15 protein-coding genes are annotated in these 13326 nt (G+C 70.0%); 6 read left to right on the top strand and 9 right to left on the bottom strand.

The genetic code is table 11. The features are described from left to right. Positions 1 to 58 precede the first annotated feature (58 nt). From ABDW35_RS00075 to cysA, 4 genes are read left to right on the top strand one after another with little or no spacing between them, the layout of a single operon-like run. Positions 59 to 1057, top strand: coding sequence for a sulfate ABC transporter substrate-binding protein (locus ABDW35_RS00075; protein ID WP_343711828.1), 999 nt, complete (start codon positions 59 to 61; stop codon positions 1055 to 1057). 34 nt (positions 1058 to 1091) lie between these two features. Continuing rightward, positions 1092 to 1895, top strand: coding sequence for a sulfate ABC transporter permease subunit CysT (gene cysT, locus ABDW35_RS00070; protein ID WP_343711792.1), 804 nt, complete (start codon positions 1092 to 1094; stop codon positions 1893 to 1895). Next, positions 1883 to 2773, top strand: a complete 891-nt coding sequence (gene cysW / locus ABDW35_RS00065) for a sulfate ABC transporter permease subunit CysW (protein WP_343711791.1) — start codon at positions 1883 to 1885, stop codon at positions 2771 to 2773. The genes cysT and cysW overlap by 13 nt, the downstream gene beginning before the upstream one ends. Beyond that, entirely contained in the window at positions 2773 to 3843 is a 1071-nt protein-coding gene (gene cysA, locus ABDW35_RS00060; RefSeq protein ID WP_343711790.1) for a sulfate ABC transporter ATP-binding protein, read from the top strand. Before cysW ends, cysA begins: the two co-directional genes overlap by 1 nt. A gap of 4 nt (positions 3844 to 3847) precedes the next feature. Here cysA and ABDW35_RS00055 read toward each other — a convergent pair whose 3' ends face one another. From ABDW35_RS00055 to ABDW35_RS00015, 9 genes are all read right to left on the bottom strand, one after another. Beyond that, entirely contained in the window at positions 3848 to 5275 is a 1428-nt protein-coding gene (locus tag ABDW35_RS00055; protein ID WP_343711789.1) for an MFS transporter, read from the bottom strand. A 160-nt stretch (positions 5276 to 5435) separates the two neighbouring features. Then, a complete protein-coding gene (locus ABDW35_RS00050) occupies positions 5436 to 6410 on the bottom strand; it encodes an MBL fold metallo-hydrolase (protein WP_343711788.1) in 975 nt (324 codons plus the stop codon). Positions 6411 to 6504: 94 nt separating this feature from the next. Next, positions 6505 to 6816 (bottom strand): hypothetical protein, encoded by a 312-nt coding sequence (locus ABDW35_RS00045; protein ID WP_343711787.1) that lies wholly within the window; start codon positions 6814 to 6816, stop codon positions 6505 to 6507. Positions 6817 to 7078: 262 nt separating this feature from the next. Continuing rightward, on the bottom strand, positions 7079 to 8887 hold the full coding sequence (gene lepA, locus ABDW35_RS00040) for a translation elongation factor 4 (protein WP_343711786.1): 1809 nt from the start codon (positions 8885 to 8887) through the stop codon (positions 7079 to 7081). A gap of 104 nt (positions 8888 to 8991) precedes the next feature. Continuing rightward, positions 8992 to 9564, bottom strand: coding sequence for a F0F1 ATP synthase subunit B (locus tag ABDW35_RS00035; RefSeq protein WP_343711785.1), 573 nt, complete (start codon positions 9562 to 9564; stop codon positions 8992 to 8994). Further along, entirely contained in the window at positions 9561 to 10052 is a 492-nt protein-coding gene (locus tag ABDW35_RS00030) for a F0F1 ATP synthase subunit B' (RefSeq protein WP_343711784.1), read from the bottom strand. Before ABDW35_RS00030 ends, ABDW35_RS00035 begins: the two co-directional genes overlap by 4 nt. 82 nt (positions 10053 to 10134) lie before the next feature. Then, the gene (locus ABDW35_RS00025; RefSeq protein ID WP_034834648.1) at positions 10135 to 10362 is read right to left on the bottom strand and encodes an ATP synthase subunit C family protein; all 228 of its coding nucleotides are present in this window, start codon (positions 10360 to 10362) and stop codon (positions 10135 to 10137) included. 62 nt (positions 10363 to 10424) lie between these two features. After that, entirely contained in the window at positions 10425 to 11147 is a 723-nt protein-coding gene (locus tag ABDW35_RS00020) for a F0F1 ATP synthase subunit A (RefSeq protein WP_343711783.1), read from the bottom strand. Between the two features lie 3 nt (positions 11148 to 11150). After that, positions 11151 to 11522: an AtpZ/AtpI family protein gene (locus ABDW35_RS00015; RefSeq protein WP_343711782.1), complete on the bottom strand. Its 372-nt coding sequence runs from the start codon at positions 11520 to 11522 to the stop codon at positions 11151 to 11153. A gap of 190 nt (positions 11523 to 11712) precedes the next feature. Between ABDW35_RS00015 and ABDW35_RS00010 the strand changes: the two genes are divergently transcribed. Then, complete coding sequence (locus ABDW35_RS00010; protein ID WP_343711781.1) at positions 11713 to 13011, top strand: MFS transporter; 1299 nt, start codon at positions 11713 to 11715, stop codon at positions 13009 to 13011. Positions 13012 to 13068: 57 nt separating this feature from the next. Then, positions 13069 to 13326, top strand: a 258-nt coding sequence (locus tag ABDW35_RS00005; RefSeq protein ID WP_343711780.1) for an endonuclease/exonuclease/phosphatase family protein, incomplete at its 3' end; no start/stop codon positions are given.

Genomic DNA, 13326 nt, shown 5'->3' with positions numbered 1-13326 from the left:
CGCGAACGCCGCCATATGCTCCAACCCAAGGAATATCGGAGGTCGAGTCATGCGGATCATGACCACTCGGCTGCTGGCCGCGGCGGCCATCGCACTGGCTTCGGCCACGGCGCATGCGGCCGACGTCAAGCTGCTCAACGTCTCCTACGACCCGACGCGCGAGCTGTACAAGCAGGTCAACGCCGCCTTCGCCGAGCAATGGAAGGCGAAGACCGGCGACAATCTCACCATCGAGGCCTCGCATGGCGGCTCCGGCGCCCAGGCGCGCTCGGTGATCGACGGGCTGCAGGCCGATGTCGTCACCCTGGCGCTGGCCTATGACGTCGACGCCATCGCCGCCAAGGGGCTGATCGACAAGGACTGGATCAAGCGCCTGCCGGACAACAGCGCCCCCTACACCTCGACCATCGTGTTCCTGGTGCGCAAGGGCAACCCGAAGGGCATCAAGGACTGGCCGGACCTGGCCAAGGAGGGGGTCCAGGTGATCACCCCGAACCCGAAGACCTCGGGCGGGGCGCGCTGGAACTACCTCGCCGCCTGGGGCTATGCGCTGAAGCAGCCCGGCGGCAGCGAACAGACGGCCAAGGACTTCGTGCAGAAGATCTATGCCAACGTCCCGGTGCTGGACACCGGCGCCCGCGGCTCCACCACCACCTTCGTCCAGCGCGGCATCGGCGACGTGCTGATCGCCTGGGAGAACGAGGCCTTCCTGGCGGTGAAGGAGCTGGGGCCGGACGAGTTCGACATCGTCGTGCCGTCGGTCTCGATCCTGGCCGAGCCGTCGGTGGCGGTGGTCGACAAGGTGGTCGACGCCCGCGGCACCCGCGCCGTGGCGCAGGCCTATCTCGAATTCCTGTACTCGCCCGAGGGGCAGGAGCTGGCGGCCAAGAACTTCTACCGCCCGCGCTCGGCCGAGGTCGCGGCGAAGTACAAGGACGCCTTCCCCGCTGTTAACCTGTTCACCGTCGACGACCCGATCTTCGGCGGTTGGCAGAAAGCACAGAAGACGCATTTCTCGGATGGCGGCACCTTCGATCAGATCTACCGAAAGAGCTAGGGAAAGCCCGCCCCCGGCGGCGCGCCATGTCGGCGTGCTGCCGGGATTCGGGCTGACCCTGGGCTTCTCGCTCACCTATCTGGCGCTGCTGGTCCTGCTGCCGCTGGCGGCGCTGGTCATCCGGCCCTGGGAGCTGGGGGTCGAGGGCGTCTGGCGGGTGGTGTCCTCGCCGCGCACCCTGGCGGCGCTGAAGATCAGCTTCGGCCTGGCCCTGGCGGCCGCGGCCGTCAACGTCGTGTTCGGCACGCTGGTGGCCTGGGTGGTGACGCGCTACCGCTTCTGGGGCCGGCCGCTGATGAACGCGCTGATCGACCTGCCCTTCGCCCTGCCGACGGCGGTGGCCGGCATCGCGCTGGCGTCGCTGTATTCTCCGAAAGGCTGGCTCGGCGGGCCGCTGATGGACATCGGCATCAAGGCCGCCTTCGGCCCGCCCGGCATCTTCATCGCCCTGGTCTTCATCGGCCTGCCCTTCGTGGTGCGGACGGTGGAGCCGGTGCTGGAGGACCTGGATCGCGAGATCGAGGAGGCGGCGGCCACCCTCGGCGCGCGGCGCTGGCAGGTGGTGGGACGGGTGGTGCTGCCGCTCTTGTCGCCAGCGATCCTGACCGGCTTCATCCTGGCCTTCGCCCGCGCGGTCGGCGAATACGGCTCGGTCATCTTCATCGCCGGCAACATCCCGGGCGTGTCGGAGATCGCGCCGCTGCTGATCGTGATCCGGCTGGAGGAGTACGACTATGCCGGCGCCGCCACCATCGGGTCGGTGATGCTGCTGGCGGCCTTCGTCATCATCCTGGTGGTCAACCTGCTGCAGCGCTGGAGCCGCAAATGGGCGGACTGACCCGCACCCTGGCGGCCGCGCGCACCCGGCTGAAGCCCGCCGACAGGCCGTGGGAGGAGCCGCTGGGCATCCGCCTGGCCCTGATCGCCATCGCCGTGGTCTTCCTCGTCCTGTTCCTGGTGCTGCCACTGGCGGTGGTGCTGACCGAGGCGCTGCGCAAGGGTGTCGACGCCTATCTCGAGGGCATTGGCAGCGACGAATCGCTGGCGGCGATCCGCCTGACCCTGACGGTCGCGGCCATCGCCGTGCCGCTGAACACCGTGTTCGGCCTGGCCACCGCCTGGGCCATCGCCAAGTTCGAATTCCCGGGCAAGAGCCTGCTGACCACCTTCGTCGACCTGCCCTTCTCGGTCTCGCCGGTGATCTCGGGTCTGATCTATGTGCTGCTGTTCGGCGCCAATGGCTGGTTCGGGCCCTTCTTGGAGGCACACGGCATCCGGGTGATCTTCACCGTCGCCGGGCTGGTGATCGCCACCATCTTCGTCACCCTGCCCTTCGTGGCGCGCGAGCTGATCCCGCTGATGCAGGAGCAGGGAACGGATGAGGAGGAGGCAGCGGTGCTGCTGGGCGCCAGCGGCTGGCAGACCTTCTTCCGGGTGACGCTGCCCAACGTCAAATGGGCCCTCCTCTACGGCGTCCTCCTCTGCAACGCCCGGGCGATGGGCGAGTTCGGAGCGGTCTCCGTCGTTTCCGGCCATATCCGGGGCCAGACCAACACCATGCCGCTGCAGGTCGAGATCCTCTACAACGAGTACAATTTCGTCGGCGCCTTCGCCGTCGCCTCGCTGCTGGCCGGGCTGGCGCTGGTGACGCTGGTGCTGAAGACCCTGCTCGAATGGCGGTTCCGGTCGGACCGCACTGAGTCCGCGGAGAGCTGATGCCGATCGCCATCCATGGCCTGACCAAGCGCTTCGGCCCGGTTTTCGCACTCGACGGCATCGAGCTGGAGGTGCCGGACCGCGCCTTCGTCGCCCTGCTCGGCCCTTCTGGCTCGGGCAAGACCACCCTCTTGCGCATCGTCGCGGGGCTGGAGCGGGCGGATGCCGGGCAGATCCTGGTCGACGGCGCCGACATCGCCGCCGTGCCGCCGCGCCGCCGCCGCATCGGCTTCGTGTTCCAGCACTACGCCCTGTTCCGGCACATGACGGTGTTCGGCAACATCGCCTTCGGCCTGCAGGTGCGGCCCGGTGCCACCCGGCCGGCGAAGGCGGAGATCCAGAGAAGGGTCGAGGAGCTGCTGACCCTGGTGCACCTGCCCGGCCTCGGCCGACGCTTCCCGCGCCAGCTGTCCGGCGGCCAGCGCCAGAGGGTCGCGCTGGCCCGGGCGCTGGCGATCGAGCCGAAGCTGCTGCTGCTCGATGAGCCGTTCGGCGCGCTCGACGCCAAGGTGCGGAAGGAGCTGCGGGTGTGGCTGCGCGAGCTGCATGACCGCACCGGCCTGACCAGCCTGTTCGTCACCCATGACCAGGAGGAGGCGCTGGAGCTGGCCGACCAGGTGGTGGTGATGCGCGACGGGCGGATCGAGCAGCAGGGCAGCCCGGCGGCGCTGGTCGACGCCCCGGCCACGGCCTTCGTCTCCAGCTTCCTCGGCGACGTCAACCGCCTGCCCTGCACGGTGGCCGAGACGAACACGGTGGAGGTGGCGGGGCTGCGCCTGCCGGCCGACACCCGTGGCCTAGCCGCCGGCAGCCGGGCCATCGCCGACATCCGGCCGCGTGCCATCCGGCTGCTGCCGGCGGGCGCGGCAGGCGACCGGCTGGTGGCCGGCACCGCACGGCGGGTGCTGCACAGCGCCACCACGGTGACGGTGGAGGCGGAGACGCCGCTGTCGCCCGACCCGATCCGGATCGAGGCCGACCGCTACACCCCGGACCTGCCGGCGGTGTCGGTCGGCGACGCGCTGACCCTGCGCCTGCCCCCGCCCTTCGTCTTCCCGGCGGAGCGGTAGGGCCTCATTCCAGGTCCATGGACTCGACCGGATGCGGCCGGCGGCTCGGGTCGTCATGCATCAGGCGCAGGAAGCTGGCGATGCTGGCCAGGCCGGCGAAGCCCGCCCCCACCGCCAAGCCCAACGCCGGGCCGCCCTGGGTGCCGGCCAGGCTGAAGCACAGCGCCACCAGCGCGGCGCCGACGGTCTGGCCCAGCAGGCGGGCCTGGGCGACGATGCCGCTGGCGCCGCCGGCGCGGTGCGGCGGCGCGGCCGCCAGCAGCGCCTTCTGGTTCGGCGCCTGGAAGAAGCCGAAGCCCCAGCCGCACAGCGCCATGCGCCAGCAGATGTCGAACACGCTCGGCTGCGTCGGCATCAGGGCCATCAGCACCATGCCGGCGCACAGGATGGCCAGGCCGATGCCGCCCAGGATGCCGGCGGCGTAGCGGTCGGACAGCCGGCCGGCGATCGGCGCCATCACCGCCACCACCAGCGGCCAGGGCGTCATCAGCAGGCCGGTCTCGACCTCGCTGCGGCCCAGCACGGTCTGGAAGTAGAAGGGCAGCGCCACGAAGGCCAGGCCCTGGGTGGCGAAGGAGCAGGCGGCCGTGACTGCCGACAGGGCGAAGATCGGCCGCCGGAACAGGTCCAGCGGCAGCATCGGCGCCGGATGCGCCGCCTGCCGGCGCAGCAGCAGCCCGCCGAAGACCAGGGCGGCCGCCAGCTCCAGCCCGACCTCCAGCGGCGACGCCTCATGTGCGGCCTCGCCGATGGCGATGATCAGCAGGCCGAAGGCGGCGGCGTTCAGCAGGGCGCTGACCGCGTCGAAGCGGTGGCCCGAGCGGTTGGTGTGCGGCAGGGTCGGCACCGCCACGGCCAGGGCGATCAGGCCCAGCGGCAGGTTGATCGCGAACAGCCATTGCCAGGAGGCGACAGCCAGGATGCCGGCCGCGACGGTGGGGCCGAGGGCGGAGAAGATGGCGACGATCAGCGTGTTGAAGCCGATGCCGCGGCCCAGCAGCCGGTTCGGATAGATGAAGCGGATCAGCGCCGCGTTCACGCTCATGATGCCGCTGGCGCCGAAGCCCTGCAGCACCCGCGCCGCGGTCAGGCTGGGCAGCGACCAGGCCATGGCGCAGACCACCGAGGCGATGGTGAACAGCACCAGCCCGCCGATATAGATGGTGCGGTAGCCGATGATCTCGCCCAGCGCCGCCAGCGGCAGCAGCGACACCACCAGCGCCAGCTGGTAGGCGTTGACCACCCAGACCGAGGCCGCCGGGCTGGCCTGCAGGTCAGCGGCGATGGTCGGCAGCGCGGTGTTGGCGATGGCGATGTCCAGCACCGACATGGCGATGGCGATCGACATCGTCAGCATCGCGCCGTAGCGGCGCGGCACCGGCAGCCCGTCCGCATGCACCACCGGCGCGGCGCGCGCGGGCTTCGTCGTCATCGCATCCATCGATCGCACCTTTCCGGATCGGCGGCAGCCCCCTCCGGCGGGCGCATCATCGCCATCGGGGGCGGCACCGACCAATGCCGTCACGGCGTATCAGCCGGGACGATGCAATGGGGCTCGGTGCGATCGGACGGCTCGGCTCCCGCTCCCGGCGTCAGGACTGCCAGAAGGCGGGCACGAACTCATAGCCCTCGCCGGCCCGGCCGACATGGCCGATGCCCGGGAAGGCCAGATGCGCGCCGGCGATCAGCACCCGGTCGGAAGCGACCTGGTCCAGCACCCGCTTGCGGCTGGCGATCGCCGTCTGCTGGTCGACATCGAAGTTGATCGCCCAGTCCGGCCTGGCGAATTGCAGCGACGCGGCGTGGACGATGTCGCCCCAGATCAGCAGCCGGTCGGTGCCGGACGTGACCTCGACCATGCTGTGGCCGGGGGTGTGGCCCGGCGCCGCCAGGACGCGGATGCCGGGGATGATCTCAGCCTCCTTGCCGAAGCGGGTGACGCGGTCCGGCCCGGCATAGGGCTTCACCGCCGCCCGGGCCATGTGGAAGAAGGGCTGCACCCCGGCCGGGGCCTGGGACAGGATGCCGTCATCGGTCCAGAAGGCGTATTCCGCCTCGGCCACCGCCAGATGGGCCTTGCCGAACACGGCGGCGCCGGCGGGGTCGACCAGGCCGTTGGCATGGTCCGGATGCATGTGGGTCAGCACCACCAGGTCGATATCGGCCGGGTCGATACCGGCAGCCTTGAGGTTGGCGCCGACCTTGCCGAGCGCAGGCCCCATTGCCGTGGCGGTGCCGGTGTCGATCAGCACCAGCCGGTCGCCGGTGTTGACCAGATAGGCGTTGACCGCGGTCGGGATCGCCGCGGGCTGCTGGAAGGCGCGCTGCAGCAGCGCCTCCGCCCCCGCGCGGTCGGCGGCGGGGAACTGGTCGAGCGCGATGGTCAGCATCCCGTCATTGATACTGGTCACCTCGAAGGCCCCCACCTTGAAGCGGTAGAGGCCGGGCACCGGCCCGGCGGCGGGCACGGCCCGGGCCAGGGCGGGGTGCGGCAGGGCGCCGAGCAGCGGCAGCGCCGGAACGGCGGCAAGGGCCGAGGCCAGGAAATGGCGGCGGTCGAGCGGCATGGCAGGTCTCCGGGTGAGTCGCGATGGACCGACCCCGGAAGGCTAACCGAAACGCAGCGCGAACGCAGCGGAAACGAATCGGGAGCGCCGCCGGCTAAGGCAGCTTGCCGGTGGGCGGATGCACGGTGCGGAAGGCGGCGACGAGGCCGGCGGCCTCGCTGCGGGTGGCCAAGCTGATCCGCGGCTTGCCGGCGGCGATGTCGCCCTTGAGGTCCCTGAGCAGGGCGTCGATGCGGCCGAGCACCTCTTCGCGCTTCAGCCCGGCCCGCTCATGCTCGACGCTGTGGTCGTCGGAAACGGTCTGGAACAGGGAGCCAAGCCAGTCCACCAGCTCGTCGGCGCGGCTGAACAGCTTCTGCCGCCCGTCCTCCTCATAGACGATCACCGGCTCGATCTCGGTCGCCATGACGGGGCCCTCCCGGGAGTTGCGGCGCGCATCACGAGGATGCCTGAATGCAACAGCGGAGCGGGAGAACGGTTCCGTCGCAGAGGGACTATGGGACCCGGCAACAACCCACCAGGCACGGCTCCCGATATTCTCGAATCGTCATCGCGAGCCCGCAGGGGCGTGGCGATCCATAGGCCGGTGCCACTGGATCGCCACGCCCCTGCGGGGCTCGCGATGACGGGTATGGCGGCAACAGCAGAGCGAAAACCGGGCGTCGCCCTTACTGGTCGCCCATCTTCAACGCGGCGATGAAGGCGCTCTGCGGGATCTCGACCTCGCCGAACTGGCGCATCCGCTTCTTGCCTTCCTTCTGCTTGTCCAGCAGCTTGCGCTTGCGGCTGACGTCGCCGCCATAGCACTTGGCCAGCACGTCCTTGCGCAGGGCGGAGATCGATTCGCGGGCGATCACCTTGCCGCCGATCGCCGCCTGGATGGCGATCTTGAACAGCTGCTTCGGGATCAGCTCCTTCAGCCGCTCGCACAGGTGCCGGCCGCGCCGGTCGGCCTGGCTGCGGTGGACGATCATCGCCAGCGCGTCCACCGGCTCCTGGTTCACCAGGATCGACAGCTTCACCAGGTCGCCCTCGCGGTAGCTGTCGATCTGGTAGTCGAAGCTGGCATAGCCGCGGCTGATCGACTTCAGGCGGTCGTAGAAGTCGAACACCACCTCGTTCAGCGGCAGGCGGTAGACCAGCATGGCCCGGCCGCCGACATAGGTCATCTCCACCTGCTCGCCGCGCCGCTCGGTGCACAGCTGCAGGATGCCGCCGAGATACTCGTCCGGCAGCATGATCGTGGCCTTGATCCAGGGCTCGTCGATCCGGTCGATCTGCATCACCTCCGGCATGTCGGCCGGGTTGTGCAGGTCCATCACCGACCCGTTGGTCAAATGCAGCTTGTACACCACCGACGGCGCGGTGGTGATCAGGTCGAGGTCGAATTCGCGCTCCAGCCGCTCCTGAATGATCTCGAGATGCAAGAGGCCCAGGAAGCCGCAGCGGAAGCCGAAGCCCAGCGCGGCCGAGGTCTCGGCCTCGAAATGGAAGCTGGCGTCGTTGAGGGCGAGCTTGCCCAGGCTGTCGCGCAGCCGCTCGAAATCGCCCGAATCGGTCGGGAACAGGCCGCACCACACCACCGGGACCGAGGGCTTGAAGCCCGGCAGCGGCGCGGCAGCCGGCCGGCGATCCTCGGTGATGGTGTCGCCGACCTTGGTCTCGACGATCTCCTTGATGCCGGCGGTGACGAAGCCGACCTCGCCCGGCCCCAGCTCGCGCACCTGCACCGCCTTCGGCGTGAAGTAGCCGACACGATCCAGCTCGCGCGCCGCACCCGTCGCCATGAAGCGGACCTTCTGGCCGACCTTCAGCGTGCCCTCGACCACCCGCACCAGGATGACGACGCCGAGATAGGGGTCGTACCAGCTGTCGATCAGCAGCGCCTTGAGCGGCGCGTCCGGGTCGGCCTGCTTCGGCGGCGGCAGGCGATGGACGATCGCCTCCAGCACGTCGTCGATGCCGAGGCCGGTCTTGGCCGAGATCGGCACCGCGTCCGACGCGTCGAGGCCGATCACATCCTCGATCTGCTGCTTCACCCGATCGGGCTCGGCGGCCGGGAGGTCGATCTTGTTGAGGACCGGCACCACCTCGTGGTTGGCGTCGATCGCCTGGTAGACATTGGCCAGGGTCTGCGCCTCGACGCCCTGCGAGGCGTCGACCACCAGCAGCGAGCCCTCGCAGGCGGCGAGCGACCGGCTGACCTCATAGGCGAAGTCGACATGGCCGGGCGTGTCCATCAGGTTCAGCTGATAGGTCTCGCCGTCACGGGCGGCATAGGTCAGGCGCACGGTCTGCGCCTTGATGGTGATGCCGCGCTCCCGCTCGATATCCATCGAATCCAGCAGCTGCGCCTTCATCTCGCGCTGCTCGATGCCGCCGCACCGCTCGATCAGCCGGTCCGCCAGGGTCGATTTGCCGTGGTCGATATGGGCGATGATCGAGAAGTTGCGGATATGGTCCTGGGGAGTGCTCATCGGATGCCCTGGAGACGTGATCGGCCCGGACCATAAGGGCAGCGGGCCCAAAGCGAAAGGGCCCGGCTGATGCCGGGCCCGTCCGTGTCAGGATACGGCAGGGATCAGTGCAGCTTGCCGCCGAGATCCGCGATCGCCTCGTCGAGCAGCGCCGAGCCCTTGGCCGGGTCGGACGAGATCTGCCGGCCGACCAGGTCGCGCGCCGCCGAGACGGCGACGTTGACGGCGGTCGACCGCACCTCGGCCAGCGCCTGGGCCTCGGCCTGGGCGATGCGCTCTAGCGCCATGGCCTCGCGCCGCTTCATGGCCTCCTCGATGTCCACGGCCGCCTTCTCGCGATGGCGCTGGGCATCGTGCTTGGCCCGCTCGATGATCGCCGCGGCCTCGGCGGCCGCCTCGCGCTGGCGCGCCTGCGCCTGGGCGAGATGACCCTCCGCCTCGCTGCGCAGCCGCTCGGCCTCGGCCAGATCCTCGCGGATCTTCTCGGTGCGCTTGTCCAGCACGCCGAGGATCGAGGCGCGGGCCTTGACCGCGAGCAGGATCAGCAGCACCAGCAGCGCCGCGGCGAGGATCAGCTCGACCGTCTCGGAGCCGCCATGGTCCCCGCCCTCGGCGCCTTCGGCCGCATAGGCCGCGCCGATGAACAGGTGGCTGGCGATGGTGTCGAGAACGCTCATCGGGCGCCTCCCAGCGCGCCGTCAACCGCGGCGGTCACCGCGGCCTGGTCCGGCGCGGCACCGGTCAGCTTGGCGGCCAGGACACCGGCCACCTCGGCGGCGATGTCGCGGGCATCGGCCTTGAGGTCGGCGCGGATCTTGCCGATCCGGGCCTCGGCCTCGGCGGTCCGCGACGCGAGCTCGGCGGCGAAGGCGGCCTGGCGGCGCGCCGTCAGTTCCGCGATCTCCTGGTTCGCCGCGGCCATGGCCGCCTGGGCCTCGCCGCGGGCCTTGGCCAGCGCGGCCTCATAGGCCTGGCTGACCGCCTCGGTCTCGCCGCGCGCAGCCTCGGCACGCTCCAGGTCGCCGGCGATCTTCGCGGCGCGCTGGTCGATCGTCTCGGCCAGCCGCGGCAGCAGCCGGCGCGACAGTAGCCAGTACAGCGCGATGAAGACGATCGCGAGCCAGAAGATCTGCGACGCGAACCACTCGGGATTGAACTGTGGCATCTGACTCCCCCTGCCGGGCCGGCCCCGGGGCCGCTAGAGCTCTAGAGCTGCGGCCGGCCCATGACGTTAGGCAGCGAGACCGTCAGGCGAACAGCGAGATCAGCGCGACGATCAGCGCGAACAGCGCGATGGCTTCCGTCACGGCGAAGCCGATCCAGATGCTGGCGCCGATCTCTTCCTTGGCGGCCGGGTTGCGGGCGAGCGCGCCGATGTAGCTGGCCCACACATTGCCCACGCCGATGCCGGCGCCAATCATGCCGATCGCAGCGAGGCCCGCGCCGATGAACTTGGCAGCAGCAACGAGTTCCATGGTCTTTTCCTTTGGATGGATGGGTTGTTGGTGGAACGCAACGGTCGCGGGCTTGCGATCCGTCAGTGAAGGTGCAGCGCGTCGTGCAGATAGACGCAGCTGAGAATGGCGAAGATGTAGGCCTGCAGCACGGCGATGAAGAGCTCGAGCAGCGTCAGCGGCACCAGGAAGGCGAACGGCACGATGCCGCCGATCCCGAGCGCGACGACGAAGCCGCCGATGACCTTCAGCAGCACGTGGCCGACCGTCATGTTGGCGAACAGACGGACGGAGAGGCTGATCGGCCGCGACAGGTAGGAGATCAGCTCGACCGGCACCAGGATCACCGCGGTCCACAGCGGCGCGCCATGCGGGAAGAACATCCGCAGGTAGCCGGCGCCGTGCCGCGCAAAGCCGATCACCGTCACGCCCAGGAAGACCACGAAGGCCAGGGCGAAGGTGACGATGATGTGGCTGGTGAAGGTGAAGGTGCCGGGAATGATCCCGATCACGTTGCCGAACAGGATGAAGACGAAGAGCGTGAAGATGAAGGGGAAGTATTTCATCCCCTCCTTGCCGGCATTGTCGCGGATCATGTTGGCGACAAGCTCGTACAGCATCTCCGCGAAGGATTGCAGCCGGCCCGGCACCAGGGCCCGGCGGCTGCCGCCGAAGAACAGCACCGCGGAGGCGACGCCCGCGGCGATCACCATGAAGAGCGACGAGTTGGTGAAGGAGAGATCCAGGCCGCCGATGTCGACGTGCAGGATCTTTTCGATCTGGAATTGCTCGGTTGGCGACGCCACGCCTTATCTCCCGCCCCGGTTTCGCTCCGCCTGGTCGGCGGCCCGCTTCGCCTTTGCCGCCCGGTCCAGCTCGACGCCGGTCCGGTAGACATTCATCAAGCCGGCCACCGCACCCAGGATGAAGAACAGAATCAACAACCAGGGCCGTGTGCCGAGCCATTGGTCGAGACCCCAGCCGATTCCGGCACCGACCACGATCGCGGCGAGCAGCTCCACCGCGATACGGAAGCCGGCGGCCATGCCAGCACGGCCGACATCGCGCCCATCATTCCCGCCCTTCTCGCGCCCCGCCCCCGGGAGCTTCGCCTTCGCCTGCTGGAGGCGACGGTCGAAATCCGAAAGCGGCGGCGGCGGGTTTTGGTCGTTCTGGGTCACTTCGTCGGACACCCTTTCGGGCGGCGGCCACCCCCACCTCAAGCGGCGCGCACCTTAGTGACGCTCCGGGGTCCCGTCAAGGCGACAAAACCGGCCGCCGCCGCGGCATTCGCGCCGGGCATGGCGCCCGCCGTCCCGGCGCCCTCCGCCGGCGCTGGCGGCGGCCCGCTCCGGCAGGCTAGAGTCGGCCATGCTCAGCCCGCTCCTGGCCGTCGCGGCGATCCTCGCCGGCATCACCATCGTCTCGCTCGGCCAGGGGGTGTTCGCCACGCTGGTGCCGATCCGGCTGACCGAGGCCGGGCTGCCGGCCGACCGGGTCGGGCTGGTGGTGGCCGCCAGCGCCGTCGGCTTCCTGGCCGGCTGCCTGGTGGTGGGTCGGCTGATCCGGCTGGTCGGCCATATCCGCGCTTTCTCCGCCTTCGCCGCCGCGTCCTGCCTCGCCGGCCTCGCTTTGCCCTGGACCGTCGGCCTGCCCGGCTGGGTCCTGCTGCGCCTGGCCATGGGCTTCTGCTCCGCCGGCCTCTTCATGGTGGCCGAGAGCTGGCTGAACGAGCTGACGCCGCGGCATCTGCGCGGCCGCATCCTGACCAGCTATGTCGTCGTGGTGATGCTGGCGCTGGGCGCCGGCCAGGCCCTGCTGACCGTCGTCGACACCCGCGACGTGCTGCCCTTCGTCCTGGCCTCGGCCGCCTTCACCCTGGCGCTGATCCCGGTGACGCTGACCCGGTCGCGCCACCCCAGCGTGCCGCACCGGATCCGGCCGATCCTGCGCAAGGCCTACCGCAACTCCCCGGTCGGCGCGGTCGGCTGCGTCGTGGTCGGGCTGGTGGCGGCGACGCTACAGGGCGTGGCCCCGGTCTGGGGCGTGCATCGCGGCTTTTCCACCGCCGAGATCGCGACGCTGATGGCGGCGACCCAGATCGGCGGACTGTTGTGCCAATGGCCGCTGGGCTGGCTGTCGGACCGGATCGACCGGCGCTGGGTGATCCTGGGCGCGTCGCTGTGCACCATCGTCGCCGCGATCGGCAGCATCGCCGCCGGCGCCGGCAGCTTCACCCTGCTGATCGTGCTGTTCGCGCTGTGGGGCGGCATGGCGGAGGCGATCTACCCGCTGTCGGTCGCCCATGCCAACGACCACGCCAAGCCGCAGGACTACGTGCCGCTGGCCGGGACGCTGCTGATCCTGTGGTCGATCGGCTCCTCCGCCGGGCCCTTGGCGGCGACGGTGGCGATGGAGCGGTTCGGGCCGGACGCCCTGTTCGTCTATGTCGCGGTGCTGGTCGGGGCTTTCGCCGGCTTCGTGCTGTGGCGCATGGCCCGGCGCGGCCGCGTCGCGGCCGGCGAGGCGGAGCAGTTCGTCGGCCTGGCCGCCGGCTCCAGCCCCGCCCCGGCCGAGCTGGACCCGCGCATCCGCCCCGAGGACGAGGCCGAGTGCGAGCCTGGCTACGACGACTGCGAGGATGTGCCGGGGCCGCAGCAGAGCCGGTGATTCCATCCCGGCCGGAACTGCTCTAGGGTCGCGGCCTCGTCTCCCGAAGGGCTCCCCATGCGCATCGCCACCTGGAACATCAACTCCGTCCGCCTGCGCCAGGAGCTGGTGCTGCGCCTGATCGACGAGGCCGCGCCCGACATCGTCTGCCTGCAGGAGACCAAGACCCCGGACCACAGCTTCCCGCACCAGCCCTTCGTCGACCTCGGCTACCGCCACATCGCGATCGCCGGGATGAAGGGCTACAACGGCGTCGCCGTGATCTCGCGTCTGCCCTTCGAGAGCCACGAGATCCGCCACTGGTGCGGCAAGGAG

This window comes from Inquilinus sp. (assembly GCF_039594555.1).
Taxonomy (GTDB): Bacteria; Pseudomonadota; Alphaproteobacteria; order DSM-16000; family Inquilinaceae; genus Inquilinus.
Note: the sequence above shows the minus strand (reverse complement) of the source record. Positions and strands in the feature narration are given on the sequence as shown.